The organism is Bradyrhizobium sp. NP1 (genome assembly GCF_030378205.1).
Classification (GTDB): Bacteria; Pseudomonadota; Alphaproteobacteria; order Rhizobiales; family Xanthobacteraceae; genus Bradyrhizobium.
This window is the reverse complement of the sequence record NZ_CP127385.1, coordinates 5,549,090-5,565,379: the sequence shown is the minus strand read 5'-3', so window position 1 is coordinate 5,565,379 and position 16,290 is coordinate 5,549,090. Positions and strand designations below refer to the sequence as shown.

Annotated in this window: 14 protein-coding genes; 8 read left to right on the top strand and 6 right to left on the bottom strand. The window is 60.5% G+C overall.

Annotated features, from left to right (window positions below; all coding sequences use genetic code 11):
* Nucleotides 1-70: 70 nt before the first annotated feature.
* The 7 genes from QOU61_RS26985 to QOU61_RS26955 all read left to right on the top strand — a co-directional run bounded on the left by QOU61_RS26985 (nt 71) and on the right by QOU61_RS26955 (nt 7,729).
* A complete protein-coding gene (locus tag QOU61_RS26985) occupies nt 71-1,354 on the top strand; it encodes an MFS transporter (RefSeq protein ID WP_289654255.1) in 1,284 nt (427 codons plus the stop codon).
* Nucleotides 1,355-1,471: 117 nt separating this feature from the next.
* Nucleotides 1,472-2,671 (top strand): pyridoxal-phosphate-dependent aminotransferase family protein, encoded by a 1,200-nt coding sequence (locus QOU61_RS26980; RefSeq protein ID WP_289654254.1) that lies wholly within the window; start codon nt 1,472-1,474, stop codon nt 2,669-2,671.
* Between the two features lie 30 nt (nt 2,672-2,701).
* Nucleotides 2,702-3,499: an enoyl-CoA hydratase/isomerase family protein gene (locus QOU61_RS26975; protein ID WP_289654253.1), complete on the top strand. Its 798-nt coding sequence runs from the start codon at nt 2,702-2,704 to the stop codon at nt 3,497-3,499.
* Nucleotides 3,500-3,652: 153 nt separating this feature from the next.
* Nucleotides 3,653-4,627, top strand: coding sequence for a Bug family tripartite tricarboxylate transporter substrate binding protein (locus tag QOU61_RS26970; protein ID WP_289654252.1), 975 nt, complete (start codon nt 3,653-3,655; stop codon nt 4,625-4,627).
* An 8-nt stretch (nt 4,628-4,635) separates the two neighbouring features.
* Nucleotides 4,636-5,178 (top strand): tripartite tricarboxylate transporter TctB family protein, encoded by a 543-nt coding sequence (locus tag QOU61_RS26965; protein WP_289654251.1) that lies wholly within the window; start codon nt 4,636-4,638, stop codon nt 5,176-5,178.
* An 18-nt stretch (nt 5,179-5,196) separates the two neighbouring features.
* Nucleotides 5,197-6,714: a tripartite tricarboxylate transporter permease gene (locus tag QOU61_RS26960; protein WP_289654250.1), complete on the top strand. Its 1,518-nt coding sequence runs from the start codon at nt 5,197-5,199 to the stop codon at nt 6,712-6,714.
* A 190-nt stretch (nt 6,715-6,904) separates the two neighbouring features.
* Entirely contained in the window at nt 6,905-7,729 is an 825-nt protein-coding gene (locus QOU61_RS26955) for an outer membrane protein (RefSeq protein WP_289654249.1), read from the top strand.
* Between the two features lie 67 nt (nt 7,730-7,796).
* Here QOU61_RS26955 and QOU61_RS26950 read toward each other — a convergent pair whose 3' ends face one another.
* Nucleotides 7,797-8,990, bottom strand: a complete 1,194-nt coding sequence (locus QOU61_RS26950; RefSeq protein ID WP_289654248.1) for a CaiB/BaiF CoA transferase family protein — start codon at nt 8,988-8,990, stop codon at nt 7,797-7,799.
* Nucleotides 8,991-9,547: 557 nt separating this feature from the next.
* Here QOU61_RS26950 and QOU61_RS26945 point away from each other — a divergent pair.
* On the top strand, nt 9,548-10,513 hold the full coding sequence (locus tag QOU61_RS26945) for a glycosyltransferase family 2 protein (protein ID WP_289654247.1): 966 nt from the start codon (nt 9,548-9,550) through the stop codon (nt 10,511-10,513).
* Nucleotides 10,514-10,649: 136 nt separating this feature from the next.
* Here QOU61_RS26945 and QOU61_RS26940 read toward each other — a convergent pair whose 3' ends face one another.
* From QOU61_RS26940 to QOU61_RS26920, 5 genes are all read right to left on the bottom strand, one after another.
* A complete protein-coding gene (locus QOU61_RS26940) occupies nt 10,650-11,513 on the bottom strand; it encodes a hypothetical protein (protein WP_289654246.1) in 864 nt (287 codons plus the stop codon).
* Nucleotides 11,514-11,914: 401 nt separating this feature from the next.
* Nucleotides 11,915-13,318, bottom strand: a complete 1,404-nt coding sequence (locus QOU61_RS26935; protein ID WP_289654245.1) for a CDP-glycerol glycerophosphotransferase family protein — start codon at nt 13,316-13,318, stop codon at nt 11,915-11,917.
* 21 nt (nt 13,319-13,339) lie between these two features.
* Complete coding sequence (locus tag QOU61_RS26930; protein WP_289654244.1) at nt 13,340-13,948, bottom strand: acyltransferase; 609 nt, start codon at nt 13,946-13,948, stop codon at nt 13,340-13,342.
* Entirely contained in the window at nt 13,945-15,246 is a 1,302-nt protein-coding gene (locus QOU61_RS26925; protein WP_289654243.1) for an ABC transporter ATP-binding protein, read from the bottom strand. Before QOU61_RS26925 ends, QOU61_RS26930 begins: the two co-directional genes overlap by 4 nt.
* 7 nt (nt 15,247-15,253) lie before the next feature.
* On the bottom strand, nt 15,254-16,081 hold the full coding sequence (locus QOU61_RS26920) for an ABC transporter permease (RefSeq protein WP_289654242.1): 828 nt from the start codon (nt 16,079-16,081) through the stop codon (nt 15,254-15,256).
* Nucleotides 16,082-16,290 lie beyond the last annotated feature (209 nt).

Sequence of the window (16,290 nt, the reverse complement as noted above, 5' to 3'; positions counted from 1 at the left end):
CGCGGCCGCAGGCCAGCACAGCGTCGCGGGCGCGCGGCGCTGCAACTTCAAAAACTCCGGGAGGCCGAGCTTGAGGTTTCGATTCAAGGCTACACATGTCGTGCTGGCGATGCTGTGCGTGATGTATTTCATCACCTATGTCGACCGGGTGAACATCGGCACGGCGGCGAGCGAAATCCAGAAGGAGCTCGGCCTCACCCATACGCAGCTCGGCCTGGTGTTTTCCGCCTTCGCCTATCCCTATCTGTTGTTCCAGATCATTGGCGGCTGGGTCGGCGACCGTTTCGGGCCGCGCAAGACGCTGTTCTGGTGCGGCATGATCTGGGCGGCCGCGACGATCATGACCGGCTTCGTCAACGGCATCGTCAGCCTGTTCATCGCGCGTGTGGCGCTCGGCTTCGGCGAGGGCGCGACCTTTCCCACCGCCACGCGCGCGATGCAGTACTGGACGCCAGCGGACCGGCGCGGCTTTGCACAAGGGCTGACCCACGCCTTCGCTCGCCTCGGCAACGCCATGACGCCGCCGCTGATCGCAGCTCTGATGGCATGGCTGACCTGGCGCGGATCCTTCGTCGTGCTGGGACTGGTCAGCCTTGTATGGGGCGTCGTGTGGGCCTGGTACTTCCGGAACGAGCCCAAGGACCATGCCTCGATCACGGAAGCCGAGCTTGCGACGCTGCCGCCGCGTCCGACCGGGCCGCGGCCGCAAGTGCCCTGGTCTCCGCTGTTGCGGCGGATGTGGCCGGTGACGCTGACCTATTTCTGCTACGGCTGGTCGCTGTGGCTCTATCTCAACTGGCTGCCGCTGTTCTTCAAGAACAGTTACAATCTCGACATCAAGAGTTCGGCGCTGTTCGCCTCGGGCGTGTTTTTCGCGGGCGTCGTCGGCGACAGTCTCGGCGGCATTCTCTCCGACCGCATCTTCAAGCGGACCGGCAACATCCGCTTTGCGCGGCTGAGCGTCATTGTGACCGGATTTGCAGGCGCGCTGGCCTCGCTTTTCCCGATCCTGTTCATCCACGACATCACGGTGGTGGCGCTGTGCCTGTCGGCCGGGTTCTTCTTCGCCGAGCTCGTCATCGGCCCGATCTGGTCGGTGCCGATGGATATCGCGCCGAAATATTCCGGCACCGCTTCCGGCATCATGAACAGCGGCTCGGCACTCGCTGCGATCGTCTCGCCGCTCGTCGCGGGTTTCGTCATCGACGCGACGGGCAACTGGTACCTGCCGTTCCTGATGTCGATGGGGCTGCTTCTGCTCGGCGGATTTTCGGCGTTCCTGATGCGCCCCGAACAACCCTTCGAGGAAGGCGAGGCGGCACTTTCGGCCGCAAACACGGTCGCGGCACGATGACGGTCATGCGCGTTGGCAAAACCTCCATTCTTGTGTCTTGACGGCGGGGGACAAGTCCGCCGAATGGTGCTATTCGAGCGGCTCGCAACGCATCAGGCCAGGACCGGAAGGACGCCCATGACCGTGCACACTGGAAGGCACTTCCTGCAGATTCCCGGACCGACCAACGTGCCGGACCGGGTGCTGCGCGCCATGGACATGCCGACCATGGACCATCGCGGTCCCGAGTTCGCCGTGCTCGGCTTTGAGGTCATGGCGGCGATCCAGCGCGTGTACCGCACCAAACAGCCTGTCATCATCTATCCCTCGTCCGGCACCGGCGCGTGGGAGGCCGCCATCGTCAACACGCTGCAGCCCGGCGACAAGGTGCTGATGTGCGAGACCGGCCAGTTCGCCGTGCTGTGGCGCGGCATCGCCGAAAAGTTCAAGCTCGACGTCGACTTCATTCCCGGCGACTGGCGCCACGGCGCCGACCTCGAGCAGGTCGAGGCGCGGCTCTCCGCCGACAAGGCGCACAAGATCAAGGCGGTCATGATCGTGCACAACGAAACCTCGACCGGCTGCGTCACCTATCCGCAGGAAGTGCGCAAGATCCTCGACAACGTCAAGCATCCGGCGCTGTTGATGGTCGACACGATTTCGGGCCTCGGCTCGCTGGAATATGAGCACGACGCCTGGGGCATTGACGTCTCGGTGGCGGGCTCGCAGAAGGGGCTGATGCTGCCGCCGGGGCTCGGCTTCAACGCGATCTCGGAAAAGGCGCTTGCGGTCGCCAAGGCCAATCCCGCGATGCGCTCCTACTGGGACTGGCACGAGGTCATCGCCATCAACAAGGCCGGCACCTGGCCCTATACGCCCGCGACCAATCTTTTGATGGGGCTGAAGGAAGCCGTGAAGATGCTCGAGGAGGAGGGGCTCGAGAACGTGTTCGCCCGCCACAAGCGCCACAGCGCGGCGACCCGCGCCGCGCTGAAGGCCTGGGGCCTGGAGACGCAGTGCCAGGAGCAGGGCGCGCATTCGCCGGCGCTCACCGGCGTCGTGATGCCCGAAGGCCATGACGCCGACCAGTTCCGCAAAGTCGTGCTGGAAAGCTTCGACATGTCGCTCGGAACCGGGCTGAACAAGGTCAAGGGCAAGATGTTCCGGATCGGCCATCTCGGCCATTTCAACGATCTGATGCTGATGGGCACGCTCGCCGGCGTCGAGATGGGCTTCGACCTCGCCAAGGTGCCGCATCGCGCCGGCGGCGTGAACGCGGCGATGGACGTGCTGAAGAAGCGCGACGGCGCGATGGCGCCGAAAGCCGCCGTCGCCTGAAGTCGCTTCGTCACTGCAAGGAAAGACAAGATGAACGCCCCGGCCACATCAACCGAAGACCTGCTCTATTCCGTCGAGGACGGCATCGCCCGCATCACCTTCAACCGGCCGCAGGCGCGCAATGCGCTGACCTTCGCGATGTACGAGCAGATGGCCTCGATCTGCGAGCGCGCCAACGCCGACCATTCGATCAAGGCCATCATCATGACCGGCGCCGGCGACAAGGCGTTCGCCTCCGGCACCGACATCTCGCAGTTCCGCGCCTTCAAGACCGCGCAGGACGCGCTCGACTACGAGGCGCGGATCGACCGCGTGCTCGGCACGCTGGAGCAGTGCCGGGTGCCGATCATCGCCGCGATCGCGGGCGCCTGCACCGGCGGGGGCGCCGGGATCGCAGCGTGCTGCGATATCCGCATCGGCACCGAATCGACCCGGATCGGCTTTCCGATCGCGCGCACGCTCGGCAACTGCCTGTCGATGTCCAACATCTCGCGGCTCGTCGCCTTGATCGGCCCGGCACGGACCAAGGACCTGATCTTCAAGGCGCGCCTCGTCGAGGCGCCGGAGGCGCTGGCGCTCGGGCTTCTGAACGAGGTGGTTCCCGACGTCGCGACGCTGCAGCGCCGTGCCGAGGAGACGGCGAAGCTCGTTGCCTCCCACGCCCCGATCACGCTCGAGGTGACGAAGGAGGCGGTGCGCCGCATCCGCCGCACGCTGTCGCGCGATGAGGGCGAGGACCTGATCCTCAAGGCCTATATGAGCGAGGATTTCCGCGAGGGCATGGACGCCTTCCTCAACAAGCGCACGCCCAACTGGAAGGGCAAATAAGCAGCCGCGCGAGCTTATGCGAAAGTCATAGGCCGGCGTGCGGCGCCCCGCTTGCATTGGTATACCAGAGCCAGCAGAATGCGCGGCGGGGCCATCCGCGAGATGGGCAGCGCTCGGAAAAAACTCACAGGGAAGAAACGCGTGCGGAACTTGATGACAGCCACGGCCGCAGCCGCGGCGATGCTCGTTGCAGCGCCCGCCTTCGCCGGCTGGGAACCGACCAAGCCGGTCGAGATCGTGGTCGCGGCCGGCGCCGGCGGCGCCTCCGACCAGATGGCGCGCATGATGCAGGCCGCGATCCAGAAGAACAATCTGATGAAGCAGCCGATGGTGGTGTCGCTGAAGGGCGGCGCGTCGGGTGCGGAAGCGCTGATGTACATGAAGTCCAGCGACGGCGACGCCAACAAGGTGCTGATCGCCTATTCGCTGATCTACATGCTGCCGCTGTCGGCCAAGATCCCGTTCAACTGGCGCGAGCTGACGCCGGTGTCGGTGATCGCGCTCGACCAGTTCGTGCTGTGGGACAACACGACAGGGGCAAAGACGGTGAAGGATTTCATCGCCGCCGCCAAGGCCGCGAGCAGCCCCTTCAAGATGGGCGGCACCGGCTCCAAGCGCGAAGACCATGTGCTGACCGTGTTCGTCGAGCAGAAGACCGGCGCGAAATTCTCTTATCTGCCCTACAAGTCCGGCGGGGAGGCCGCGACCCAGCTGGTCGGCGGCCACATCGAATCCAACGTCAACAACCCGTCCGAAAATCTCGAGGTCTGGCGTGCGGGCCAGGTGCGGCCGCTCTGCGTGTTCGACAAGGAGCGGATCGCCTACACCGCCAAGGTAACGGAGGCACAGTCCTGGCACGACATCCCGACCTGTCGGGAAGAGGGGCTCGACGTGCAGTATCTGATGCTGCGCGCGATGTTCCTGCCCGGCAAGGTGACGCCGGAACAGCAGGCCTTCTACGTCGATCTGTTCCAGAAGGTGACGCAGACGCCGGAATACAAGGACTATATGGAGAAGCAGGCGCTGAAGCCGATCTTCCTCACCGGCAAGGACATGGTGCAGTTCCTCGAGGAGGATGACGCGCTCAACAAGCAGCTGATGACGGAAGCGGGCTTTGTCGCGAAATAGCTCAGGCGATGTCCGATACCGATCTTGAAATCGTCGTCGACGATCCGACCGCGCCGGAGGAAAATTCGCCTGCGGTGACGAGCGACCGCACGGTCGAAATCGTGGTGTCGCTGCTGTTGCTCGCGCTCGCGGTGCTGCTCGGCGCCGACAACTGGCGCACCGGCATCGGCTGGGACTCGACCGGGCCCGAGCCCGGCTACTTCCCGTTCTACCTGGCGGTGATCCTGGGGCTCGCGAGCCTTTATGGTCTTGTTGCCACCGTTCTCTCGCGCAAGGAGGCGGCCGAGACCTTCGTGACGCGGGCGCAGGCGCGCCGCGTGATGGCGGTGTTCGTCCCGACGCTGCTGTTCTGCCTGGTGACGCAGTTCCTCGGGCTTTACGTGGCGAGCTTTCTCCTGATCGCGGGCTTCATGCGGCTGGTCGGCAAGATCGCGCTGTGGAAGTCGCTCCTGACCGCCTTCATCTTCACCGCGGCGATGTTCGTGACCTTCGACATCGCCTTCGACGTCATCATGCCGAAGGGCCCGCTCGAAGCGGCCTTCGGCTACTAGCAGGACAGGCCGCGAACCATGGAAGCGCTCGGCCTCTTGCTGCACGGTTTCGCCGTTCTTCTGACCTGGAAGACGCTGGCGCTGATGATGCTGGGCCTCGTGCTCGGCATCTTCGTCGGCGTCTTGCCGGGGCTCGGCGGCCCGAACGGCGTTGCGATCCTGTTGCCGCTCACCTTCACGATGGACCCGACCTCGGCGATCGTGATGCTGTCCTGCATCTACTGGGGCGCGCTGTTCGGCGGCGCCATCACCTCGATCCTGTTCAACATCCCGGGGGAAGCCTGGTCGGTGGCGACCACTTTCGACGGCTATCCGATGGCGCAGCAGGGCCAGGCCGCGGAAGCGCTGACCGCGGCTTTCACCTCCTCCTTCATCGGCTCGCTGGTCGCAGTGCTCCTGATCACCTTCCTCGCGCCGCTGATCTCCTCCTTCGCGCTGAAGTTCGGACCGCCGGAATTCTTCGCGGTGTATCTCTTGACCTTCTGCTCCTTCGTCGGGCTCGGCCGCGAGGCCAAGCACAAGACAGTCATCTCGATGGCGCTGGGCTTGCTGCTGGCCGGCGTCGGCATGGATACCGTCTCCGGGCAGCTCCGCATGACCTTCGGCTCGGCCGAGCTGCTCCGCGGCATCAATTTCCTGGTCGCGGTGATCGGCCTGTTCGGCATCAGCGAGATCCTGCTCACCATGGAAGAGCGGCTGGCGCTGCGTGGGCATGCGGCGGCGATCAGCCTGCGCGTGGTGCTGAACGTGTGGAGGGACCTGCCGAAATACTGGGTGACGCTGCTCCGCTCCTCCTTCATCGGCTGCTGGCTCGGCATCACGCCGGGCGGAGCGATCGCGGCGTCCTTCATGGGCTACAACCTCGCCAAGCGCTTTTCCAAGGATCCGGACAGTTTCGGCAAGGGGCGCATCGAAGGCGTGTTCGCGCCGGAGACCGCGGCGCACGCCTCCGGCACCTCGGCGCTCCTGCCGATGCTGGCGCTCGGCATTCCCGGCTCCGGCACGGCTGCGATCCTGCTCGGCGGGCTGATGGTGTGGGGGCTCAATCCGGGGCCGCTCTTGTTCGTCGAGCACAAGGATTTCGTCTGGGGCCTGATCGCCTCGATGTATCTCGGCAATGTCGTTGGCCTCGTGCTGGTGCTCACCACCGTGCCGATCTTTGCCTCCATCCTGCGCGTGCCGTTCGCAGCCGTGGCGCCGATGATCGTGGTGTCCTGCGCGATCGGCGCCTATGCGATCCAGAACGCGATGTTCGACATCTGGCTGATGCTGGGCTTCGGCGTGGTCGGCTATGTCTTCAAGAAGATCGGCATTCCCTTGGCGCCATTCACGCTCGCGCTGGTGCTCGGCAGCCGCGCCGAGGACGCCTTCCGCCTGTCGATGATCGGCGCCAGTGGCGACATGAAAGTGTTCTGGTCCAACGGCCTCGTCGGCTCGATCACGACGCTTGCGATTCTCTTGTTGTTTTGGCCGGTGATCGACCGCCTGTTCGGCGAAGTGGGGCGCTGGCTCAGGCCGGCGCGTGCCGCCGGCTAGCTGTCGCCGGGGTCCACACGAGCCAAATAGATCCCGCATATTCAATGGCTTGCGTGAAGGGCTTCCGGCGTTAGTGAAGTCTGAACTCCGTCTGTGAATACGGGAACCTGTTGCCTGCGCGCGACAGCGTCCGTGCCTGTTTGGGCGTACTTTGAAGTCAGACTTGAATCATTTTTGGAGAACTGGCGCCATGAAGCGCATACTGGTGGGAATTGCGACGCTTGTTTCAATGTTTACGACGGGTGCAGGCGCGGCCGATCTTGCGGCGCGGCCGTACACCAAGGCGCCGCCAGCCGTCGTCGAAGTCTACAACTGGACCGGCTTCCACATCGGCGCCAATGTCGGCTACAGCTGGGGTCGTTCGGACGATTCAGTGCTGATCTCGCGGTTCGCGACCGGCTTCCCGCTGAACGCGGCGGCCGGGCGCAACGACGTCAACGGTGCGATCGGCGGCGGGCAGATCGGTTACAACTGGCAGCTCACGAACTGGCTGGTGGGCCTTGAGGCCGACATCCAGGCGAGCGGGGAGCGGGGATCGCTGGGCTTCACCTGTCTGGCCTGCGCCGATGACGGCACCAACATCACGTCGGTGGTGACCCAGCGGCTCAACTGGTTCGGCACCGTGCGCGGCCGCGCCGGCTTCCTGGTGACTCCGAGCATTCTGCTCTATGGGACCGGTGGCTTCGCGTATGGCGAGGTGCAGACCGGCGGCAGCATCACCGGCAACAACATTGCCGGCAATCCGGTAACCGCGTTGTTCCCCGGCACGTCCTCGACCAGGACCGGGTGGACCGCCGGCGCCGGCATCGAGGGACGGATCACCGGCAACTGGACGGCGAAGCTCGAATATCTCTACATGGATCTCGGCTCCGTCAGCGCGGGTCCGATTGCGACCACGATCCTGGTCCCGGTGCGGACCAATGCGGGCGTCTCCTACACGTCGTCCTTCACCGACAACATCGTCCGTGTCGGTGTGAACTATCGCTTCGGTGGCCCCGTCGTCGCCAGATACTGAGCGGCACCTTTCAGAAATGCAAAAAGCCCCGGTTTTCCGGGGCTTTTTTATTTTGTCACGGCTTGCCTCAAACCACCTTGGCCTGCCTGAGCGCCGCGATCTCGTCCTTGTCGAAGCCGAACTCGGCGAGCACTTCCTCGGTCTGCTCGCCGAACTCCGGCGGGCGCGCCACCATCCTGCTCGGCGTGCGCGACAGCGTCACCGGCTGGCCGACCAGGCGGATGTGCCGGTTCTCCGCGTTCGGCACGTCCTGCGCGATGCCGAGATGCCTGACCTGCGCGTCCTCGAACATCTGGTCGATGGCATAGATCGGACCGCAGGGCACGCCGGCCTCGTTCAGCTCCTTGACCCAGGCCTCGGTGGACTTCTTCTCCGTCTGCCGGTTGATCGCGGCATTGAGCGCGTCGCGGTTCTTCGAACGCGCAGGCGCGGTCGCATAATCGGGATTGGTGATCAGCTCGGGCGCGCCGAGCGCCTGGGCGCAGCGCTCCCAGATCCGCCCGCCCGTGGTGGCGATGTTGATATAGCCGTCGGAGGTCTTGAACACGCCGGTCGGGATCGAGGTCGGATGGTTGTTGCCGGCCTGTTTTGCGACTTCCTTTTCCATCAGCCAGCGCGCGGCCTGGAAATCCAGCATGAAGATCTGGGCCTGCAGAAGCGAAGTCTGCACCCACTGGCCTTCGCCGGAAACCTCGCGCTCGAGCAACGCAGTGAGGATGCCGATCGCGCAGAACAGGCCCGCGGTGAGGTCGGCGACGGGGATGCCGACCCGCATCGGACCGCCGCCGGGCGCGCCGGTGACCGACATCAGCCCGCCCATGCCCTGCGCGATCTGATCGAAGCCGGGGCGCTTGTGATAGGGGCCGTCCTGGCCGAAGCCGGAGATGCTGCCATAGACGATGCGGGGATTGATCTTGCGCAGGCTGTCATAGTCGATGCCGAGCTTTGCCTTGACGTCGGGCCGGAAGTTTTCGACGACGACATCGGCCTTTTCGACCACCCGCTTGAAGACGGCGAGGCCGCGGGGGTCCTTCAGGTTCAGCGCCATGGCCCGCTTGTTGCGGTGCAAATTCTGGAAATCGGAACCGTGCCGCGGGCCGCCCGGCTGCTCGCCGGCGGCATCCGCCATCAGGGCGTCGATCTTGACGACATTGGCGCCCCAGTCGGCGAGCTGGCGCACGCAGGTGGGGCCGGAGCGGACCCGGGTCAGGTCCAGGACGGTGAAGCGGGAGAGGGCCTGCGAGGCATGCGGAAAGGGCATTTTCGGGGGGCTCCGTCGACGGCGCAAACTGACCCGTTTTGATCGGCCAGATCGGTTGCAAATTCAATAGCGGATAGCGCAGGGCGGTCCGCTTCGACGGCGTGGGTCAGGAAAAGTCCGTCAGCGCAAGCCTTCGCGCGTGTCAATTGTTCGAAAATCCTGTTTGCACGGCTCGAATATTCCGGTCCCTCGCTGCCTCACCTGATCATCAGGTGAGGCAGCGAGGGCCGTGGCGCAGTAGCAACTGGTGCTCGCCCCCAAGCCTTCGCAGGCCGAGTGGCATTTGGCGGGGCCCTGGATCCTCGCGCGCAGCCAACCTCAGAGTTCGAGGAAAAATTTGATCGTTGACTGCTGGGCCTGCGGTCGAACGTCAGATAGCCAGATTCGTTGGCTTTTTTTATAGGCTTTGCTATTACCGCGCAAATTGGGAACAGCGATCCCAGAAGCCAACTTCATTTCGCGCTGCGGCCATCAGTTTCCGCTACCGCACTTGAAATCGTTGATGATCGGCCGTGCCATAACGCGAGTCCCATGCTTGATGCGAGTACCCCGATAGAATGAGCGACTCCATTTTCAGCGAGTACTACTCACTGCCGACGTTCGAGGATCGCTTTGCCAAAAATCCTGCGGATGCAATCGATGTTATTATTCCCGTCATTCATACCAATGAACTTTGGCGCGCCAATCTGAATTCGATTTTCCGTGAGATTCCGGTGCGTAGATTGCTCATCGGGGACGGCGGCTGCAAGGACGACTCAATCGATATCGCTCGGAGCTTTCCCCGCGTCCAAATACTGGATCATCGAGAGTACCGTTCGCTCGGCTTCAGCCTGCGAAAGCTGATCGAAGCCGTGGAGTCAGAGTGGTTCGCCTACTTGCATTCGGATGTCTATCTTCCCGGCGGCTGGTTTGACGCGATGAAAGCCCACCAGAAGGAATACGACTGGTTTGGATGCCCGCAGCGGATCACCGCTCTCGTCGAGTACCCGAACGTCGATTTTCTCGGAGAGGAGATCCGGCCGCATGCGGGCAGTCAAATGGGCCGCAAGGCAGCCTTCTTGCCCGGCCTTCCTGAGATCGATGATGACTACGTGTATCGCCAGGAAGATCTCGTGCTGCGAAACCTGGTCGAGAAGCATGGGTTCAAAAGCGGCAATGTCGAGGACGCTTTTCATTTCCATCAGGTCATGCACAAAATCAGCCCGTGGGCGCGCAAACTGACGTCGGTCTCGATCAACGTCGCCTGGACCAGGGAAGAAGAGATCCGGGCCTGCATGATGCAGGTCAAGGGGGTCATAAAATATCTCGATCCGACCCCGGCGCTTGCGCTCCACGTCGAGACCAACCTGAAAAGATTGCTTGAGCTGAATGCCATCACTCAGGCGGAGTTCGACGAATGGGTGCTCCACACGAAGCCGGTCTGGAAGCAGGCGATCAAGCCTTGGCGTATGAAGCTAGTGATAGCGCTGGACTCCGCCCGTGGGCGTTGGCGGCGGCTGTTGACGTCGGTGTTCCAGCCTTAGGACTTGATGGCGCACTCGGATTTGGCTCTTAAATATTGGCGAGGTGATCGAGACGGTGTTGACCACCTTATCGGCGACGAGGCCATGGAAGTGAAGCGCCGGAGGCGCCGAGGGCTACACAAGCTGTGCCACTGAGCTACCCGCCATCAAATTCAAAGTATCCGAGATAGATATCTGGTCTATCTGGATCGTTAGGGGCATCGACGTTCGTCGGCAGAGGTTGCCCGAGCGGCCCGAAAGTATATCGATCGCGGCTGCCGTAGGTGACTTCAAGCGTCTCGCAAAACGGAATGTTTCCAATCGAAATTAGAGGTGCGTAGTTGTTAGCGTGCACATGCACGACCTCAAATCTGCGATGAAGCTTTTCCAGAGCATTCTTGGCTCTTGCGAACCAGCTATCCTCGATCACGCGGGAGAACGAATGAAATTCGCAAATGATTTGCGAAAACTTGGAAAGCTCTTCGTCGGATACTTTTTCAAAGACCTCCCATTCTTCGTGCTCAATATCGATCTTGAGAATAAGAGATGAAGGGGCAACGTCTCCGAGCTGTGTCAGTAATGACGATATAGTCGTTGACGTTGGCGTGTTGCCACCAGAGGCAACGATACGTTTCTTTTCAAACCGAAAGTTTGGATTCGCCGTCGGCGGGCCGTCCACTGTGTGGTCGAATTGGTAAACGATGATGCCGCGATCGGCAATTTCGCTGTCCCACGACACATCGTTGAAGATGCCGAATGAAAAGGCCCCTTTTATACCTTTGAAATCATCAAGGCAGACATAGCCGCCGTCATTTTTGCGACCGATCCTAACCTTCGATTGTCCGATTGCGCTATGCGGTTTCAGCAATTTGGCTAGCTTAATAATCCGCTGCCGCGCATTGCTGGATGCGGCCAGCGTCTCCAGACGCTGCCGCTCTTGTTCGCGGGCCTTGAAATTGGAAACTCGTTCGATCCGTATCCCGAACAGAGGCAAGATACGATTGTTAACCAAGCTGAGCATTCAAGCGCCTTCAAAGCTACGTGGGGCCTAATCTAGGCTAGCTCGACCTACAGGTCTAGATCGGTGGACGGCTGGATTGACGAGTTATTGACACGACGGAATCCTGGTGGCGCGTTAGCGTTTTTCGTCGTGTCGTTTAATCGTAACCGAGACGGACTGTGGCGGTGGCACGCAGACGACGGCTGCAGCGCCACGATCGGCTTCTCTTCCGAATTGTTCGAGACAAAATGAACCTCAGAAAAGCGACCAGCACGAACTCACATGTCGGCTCGGTGTACCGCCGAGTCCCGCAGATGCGAATGCCATATGCAAAGGTGCTTGACAAGTTCGCATTTGCTGTCCATCCCGGTTTCACAGTTGCGGTAGAGAGCAAGACGGACGCCGCTTTCGGAAGCCGCCGATCAACGCTTTTTCTTTTCAACTAGCTCGTCGAAAAGCGCCACAATTCGCTGGCCTGCCTTTCCGTCGAGATTGCCCCATCGCGGGGCATCGATTTTCTGAAGTTCCGTGATCTCGTTGCGGAATGTGTCGTCCGAGGCCATGCGGCGCAGCACGTCGAGAAATTCGTCCTGCTTCTCGATGGTCAGGACGCCCTTCAAACCTTGATAATCCGTGTAGCGATAACGGTAGACATCGTAATTGATGACGGGCTTGCCACAGGCGATCGCCCACTGAATGGTCGCCGAAATGCAGGCGACATAGTAATCGCACAGCGGGATTAGTTCGGCGACGGGCTGATCGGAAATTTTCGCGCCGAGTTCAGCGATGAACGGCTCGTAGCCCTTTCTGGCAGACGGGTGCAGGCTAACAACGACGTTCCCATCCGCCGCAGCGCATAAAGCGGAAATCCAGAACTTGACCAGATCGCGGTAACTAGAAAAATCGCATTCTGGTCGGCCGAGGCCGTAGAGCTGATCGGGGGGCAGCGCGCTCAGAAGGAGCGGCTTATCCTGGGCGAGGGCGAGATCGTTACAGAGCTTTGCTCGCGCTTCGCGCGCGATAGCAATCTGATCATGCATTTTGTCATGGGTACGCGAACCGGTTACCACCATCGCTGTTTCCGAGATGCCTTCGGCGAGGCCATACTTCAATGCCGCTTCGCTCTCGACTGCGATCTTGTCGGCGAAGCCACTGTGCAATATCCACGGCAACGGCGGCGCCAGACCGAGCGTTTCTAATGCGAGAGCCTCCTGCGCAGGTTGCCTTACAAGCGCGCGGCCTCTGTGTTCATAGATCCAGCGTGGAAAGAAATGACCGAGCAGCCGATTCATCGGACGGTTGAGAAAGAATCGTGGGTTCTCGAAATACAACTCGGCCGGCTCGCGCGCGCTCGCCATCCAGCCCGGCAACAGCACCGATGGCACCGCCAGTTCGTGACCGGCCTTAATGTATAGCGCCATGTCATGGCCGACGATATCGCCGCCGAGGATCATAAGATCGGCCTTAGTGCTTGCGAGAACGCGCCGGATAGTCCGCAGCCTGCTCTCGAACATTGTCAAATAACTGAGATAGCCGGTGATGGGAAATACAAGCAATGCCGCTTTGCTGCGAGCGATGATTGATCGTTTTGCTCTTGCGAGAAATCCGGACGTGATCGCGCCGCTCGGGATCGGAAGTGCCAGGGCTGTGAACCCGATCTGTTCCGCGCTGCAAATTTCGATGTGCTTTGCGAGGTTGGGATAATTCGCCGGAAACAGGATGTGAGGCTCATATTCGGCGGAACTATTGAGCATGCGAACGAGGTCTATGAACCCCGAAAAATAAGAGTCGACGTGAGAGATGAAGAGTACCTTCGAGCGTGCCACGTGGATTCGTGCTAATCGCAGTTAAGTTCTCTCGTAATCGGATTTTAAGCCGATCTGCTTGGCTGGAACGCCGGCAAAAATGCTGTTCGGCGGAACGTCGCTCGTCACAACGCTGTTCGCACCGATGATGCTGTTATCGCCTACGACGATGCCGCCACCAATAAATACGTTAGCGCCGATCCAGACATAATCTCCAATCGTCACGTCTTTTCCAGCCGGAGGACTGGCAAGGTCGTGCTTGTAATGCGGCTCTTTCTTGTTGATCTCGGTGCGAATGTTGACGTTATGGCTGATCGCGCAATATTTTCCGATTTTCAGCTTTGTGCCTTTCGGATGGGCAAGGAGGAACGACCCCTTGCCGCAATAGCTGTGTTCGCCGATCTTGATCTCGCCATCGCCATAAATCAGCGTGTCTTCACCCCAATACACCGTGGGATGAATATCGTATTTCGCCTTGGCTCTCTCTTCATAGTTTTTGTGAGCTGAATCTCGTAGCGCGTCGAAGAGATCACCGGAGCTGCGCCTGATCCGCGAGATGCCCTGCAGACGTACGAGCAAGCGAATGGACAAGGAGGCCACCGGAACCACTGTGAACTCACCTATCGTCCTCCGAAGCTTCTTGATGTTCATTTTTCCACCAAATCCGCTTTGTCTTGCGCCTGGCTTGTGGTCCACGTCATGAGCGGCTGGAGGATGCCGGGTCTGAAATTTCCTGTTCTGAGTTTTTCGGGCGTTCCTACGTCAAGAATTGTGAAGCGAAGGGCTTCAACGCGATCCAATTCCTGGAGCGGATTGTATTTCGTTATTCCGATGACTGTAACGTACTGTCCCGCGTTCAGCCAACTCTCGGAGAGGACAACGGAGGTCCGGTAATATCCCGGACTGCGTTCGCCAAGCATAGAGGCATCGACGTCGATATCTGCCGAGCCGAATGCAAGAACGTCCTGCATTGTTCGAAGTCCGAACCAGATGCAACAATCCTTCAGCGTCTTGTTGACCTCATATTCGACAACCAGGGTAATTTGCTCATCATAACGAAATTCCAGCGATGGCGTGCCATGGCTGTTGGCAAGGAACACTTTTCGCAGGTTAACCGTTTTTTCCTTGTTGGACGCCTGTTCGTAAACGGATCGTTCGTCGAGACGCCGCGAAACATAGTGTCTGATGACTTCATCAGTGTTCGAATCGACCACGACGCTTCCCTGTTCAAGGAGGAGGGATCGATTGCATAGCCGCTGCACGGCAGCCAAGTCATGACTTACGACAATAACGGTCCGACCGTCTTTTGTCGCGCCTTCCATTTTGCCGACGCATTTTTGCTGGAAATCGAGATCGCCCACCGAAAGCACTTCGTCAACAACGAGAATGTCCGGTTCAAGGTGAGCCGCGACGGAGAAGGCGAGCCGCACGCGCATGCCGGACGAGTAATGCTTGACCGGTGTATCGAGAAATTTCTCGACTCCGGAGAACGCCACGATCTCATCAAACTTTCGCTCGATCTCGGCACGGCCCATTCCAAGAATGACGCCGTTCAGAAATATGTTTTCCTTGCCGGTCAGTTCCGGATGGAATCCAGTTCCCACTTCCAGAAGGCTCGCGACGCGGCCGCGCAAGGTTATCCTGCCGGTTGTCGGCTCCGTGATCCTCGACAGGATTTTGAGTAGCGTCGACTTACCGGCGCCGTTTCGGCCAATGATACCAAGCGACTCACCCTGCGACAGCTCGAAATTCACGTTCTTAAGCGCCCAAAATTCCTCCCTGGTGGTTATCGAAGGAGACTGCTTCCCTGAAAACAGATGCGTAAGTCGGTTTCCGAATCGTTTGGCACCGGTCGCGAGGACATCGCGCAGCGCAAGATAAGGCTCGCGTTTCTGGTGGCTGATGAAGTATCTCTTGGAGAGATTTTCGACCTTGATGACCGGGGACATAGCGGTTCTATATCACGTCAGCGAAGGTTCTCTCGGTGCGCCGGAAATGCGCAATGCCGGTCAGCAGCAGGAGCGCGATCACCGCGCAAGACAGCAGGAATCCGGGCAGATAAAGCTCGGAATTGCCGCCGATAATGGCCCAGCGAAAACCATCGATCACGCTGACCATCGGATTGAGAGAATACAGCAGCCGCCATTGGCCGGGAACGACCGAGCTGGCAAAGCCGACCGGCGACAAATACAGCCCTAGCTGCAGCATGAACGGAATGACATAGGCAAAATCGCGGTACGTGACGTTCAGTGCAGCGATCCAGATGCCGCAACCCATCGCCGCGGCAAAGGCAAGCAGGGTAAAGAGTGGCAGCGTCACTATCTGCCAGCTAGGCCAGAGCCCGTACCAGGCCATCAATCCGATCAAGATGACGATGGAAGCCAGAAAGTCGATGAGGCTGGTCATGACCGCGCTGGTTGGTATGATCAAGCGGGGAAAGTAGATTTTCGAAAGCATGCCGGAATTGGCAACCAGGCTGTTGCCCGCTTCCGAAAACGCGCTGGCAAAAAACTGCCATGGCAGGACGGCGGCGAACACGAGAATAGGGTATGGGACGCCGTCGGATGGCAGCTTGGCGATCTTGCCGAACACGATCGTGAAAACCAACATAGTCACCAGCGGCCTGATCAAGGCCCAGGCAACGCCGATCGCGGTCTGCTTGTAGCGCACCAGCGTGTCGCGCCAGGCGAGAAAGTAGAACAGCTCGCGGTAGTTCCACAGATCGCGCCAGTAGGTTCGCTCGGTACGGCCTGCCTCGATGATCAGTTCTGCTGGTTCGGCCATCTGCTTGCCCGTCTGCAGATTAATGAAAGGCGGCAAGAAAATAGATCTCGTCCGGAAGGAAGGTTCTTACAAAATCGGACACCTCAACTTGCGAGGTGATTCCGATCGGGGCGAACTCCGACCCACCGCACTTCGGCGGCGAGCTGATGTAGCCCGGCACCTCACAGCCGCGTCGAGGCAGCTGTGCCGACAGAAGCCGCCGGTCCCGA

What these genes read in the sequence shown, in the direction of transcription:
- QOU61_RS26980 (WP_289654254.1), top strand. Translation starts at nt 1,472, where the DNA reads ATGACCGTGCACACTGGAAGGCACTTCCTGCAGATTCCCGGACCGACC.
- QOU61_RS26975 (WP_289654253.1), top strand. Translation starts at nt 2,702, where the DNA reads ATGAACGCCCCGGCCACATCAACCGAAGACCTGCTCTATTCCGTCGAG.
- QOU61_RS26970 (WP_289654252.1), top strand. Translation starts at nt 3,653, where the DNA reads ATGACAGCCACGGCCGCAGCCGCGGCGATGCTCGTTGCAGCGCCCGCC.
- QOU61_RS26965 (WP_289654251.1), top strand. Translation starts at nt 4,636, where the DNA reads ATGTCCGATACCGATCTTGAAATCGTCGTCGACGATCCGACCGCGCCG.
- QOU61_RS26960 (WP_289654250.1), top strand. Translation starts at nt 5,197, where the DNA reads ATGGAAGCGCTCGGCCTCTTGCTGCACGGTTTCGCCGTTCTTCTGACC.
- QOU61_RS26955 (WP_289654249.1), top strand. Translation starts at nt 6,905, where the DNA reads ATGAAGCGCATACTGGTGGGAATTGCGACGCTTGTTTCAATGTTTACG.
- QOU61_RS26950 (WP_289654248.1), bottom strand. Translation starts at nt 8,990, where the DNA reads ATGCCCTTTCCGCATGCCTCGCAGGCCCTCTCCCGCTTCACCGTCCTG.
- QOU61_RS26945 (WP_289654247.1), top strand. Translation starts at nt 9,548, where the DNA reads ATGAGCGACTCCATTTTCAGCGAGTACTACTCACTGCCGACGTTCGAG.
- QOU61_RS26940 (WP_289654246.1), bottom strand. Translation starts at nt 11,513, where the DNA reads ATGCTCAGCTTGGTTAACAATCGTATCTTGCCTCTGTTCGGGATACGG.
- QOU61_RS26930 (WP_289654244.1), bottom strand. Translation starts at nt 13,948, where the DNA reads ATGAACATCAAGAAGCTTCGGAGGACGATAGGTGAGTTCACAGTGGTT.
- QOU61_RS26925 (WP_289654243.1), bottom strand. Translation starts at nt 15,246, where the DNA reads ATGTCCCCGGTCATCAAGGTCGAAAATCTCTCCAAGAGATACTTCATC.
- QOU61_RS26920 (WP_289654242.1), bottom strand. Translation starts at nt 16,081, where the DNA reads ATGGCCGAACCAGCAGAACTGATCATCGAGGCAGGCCGTACCGAGCGA.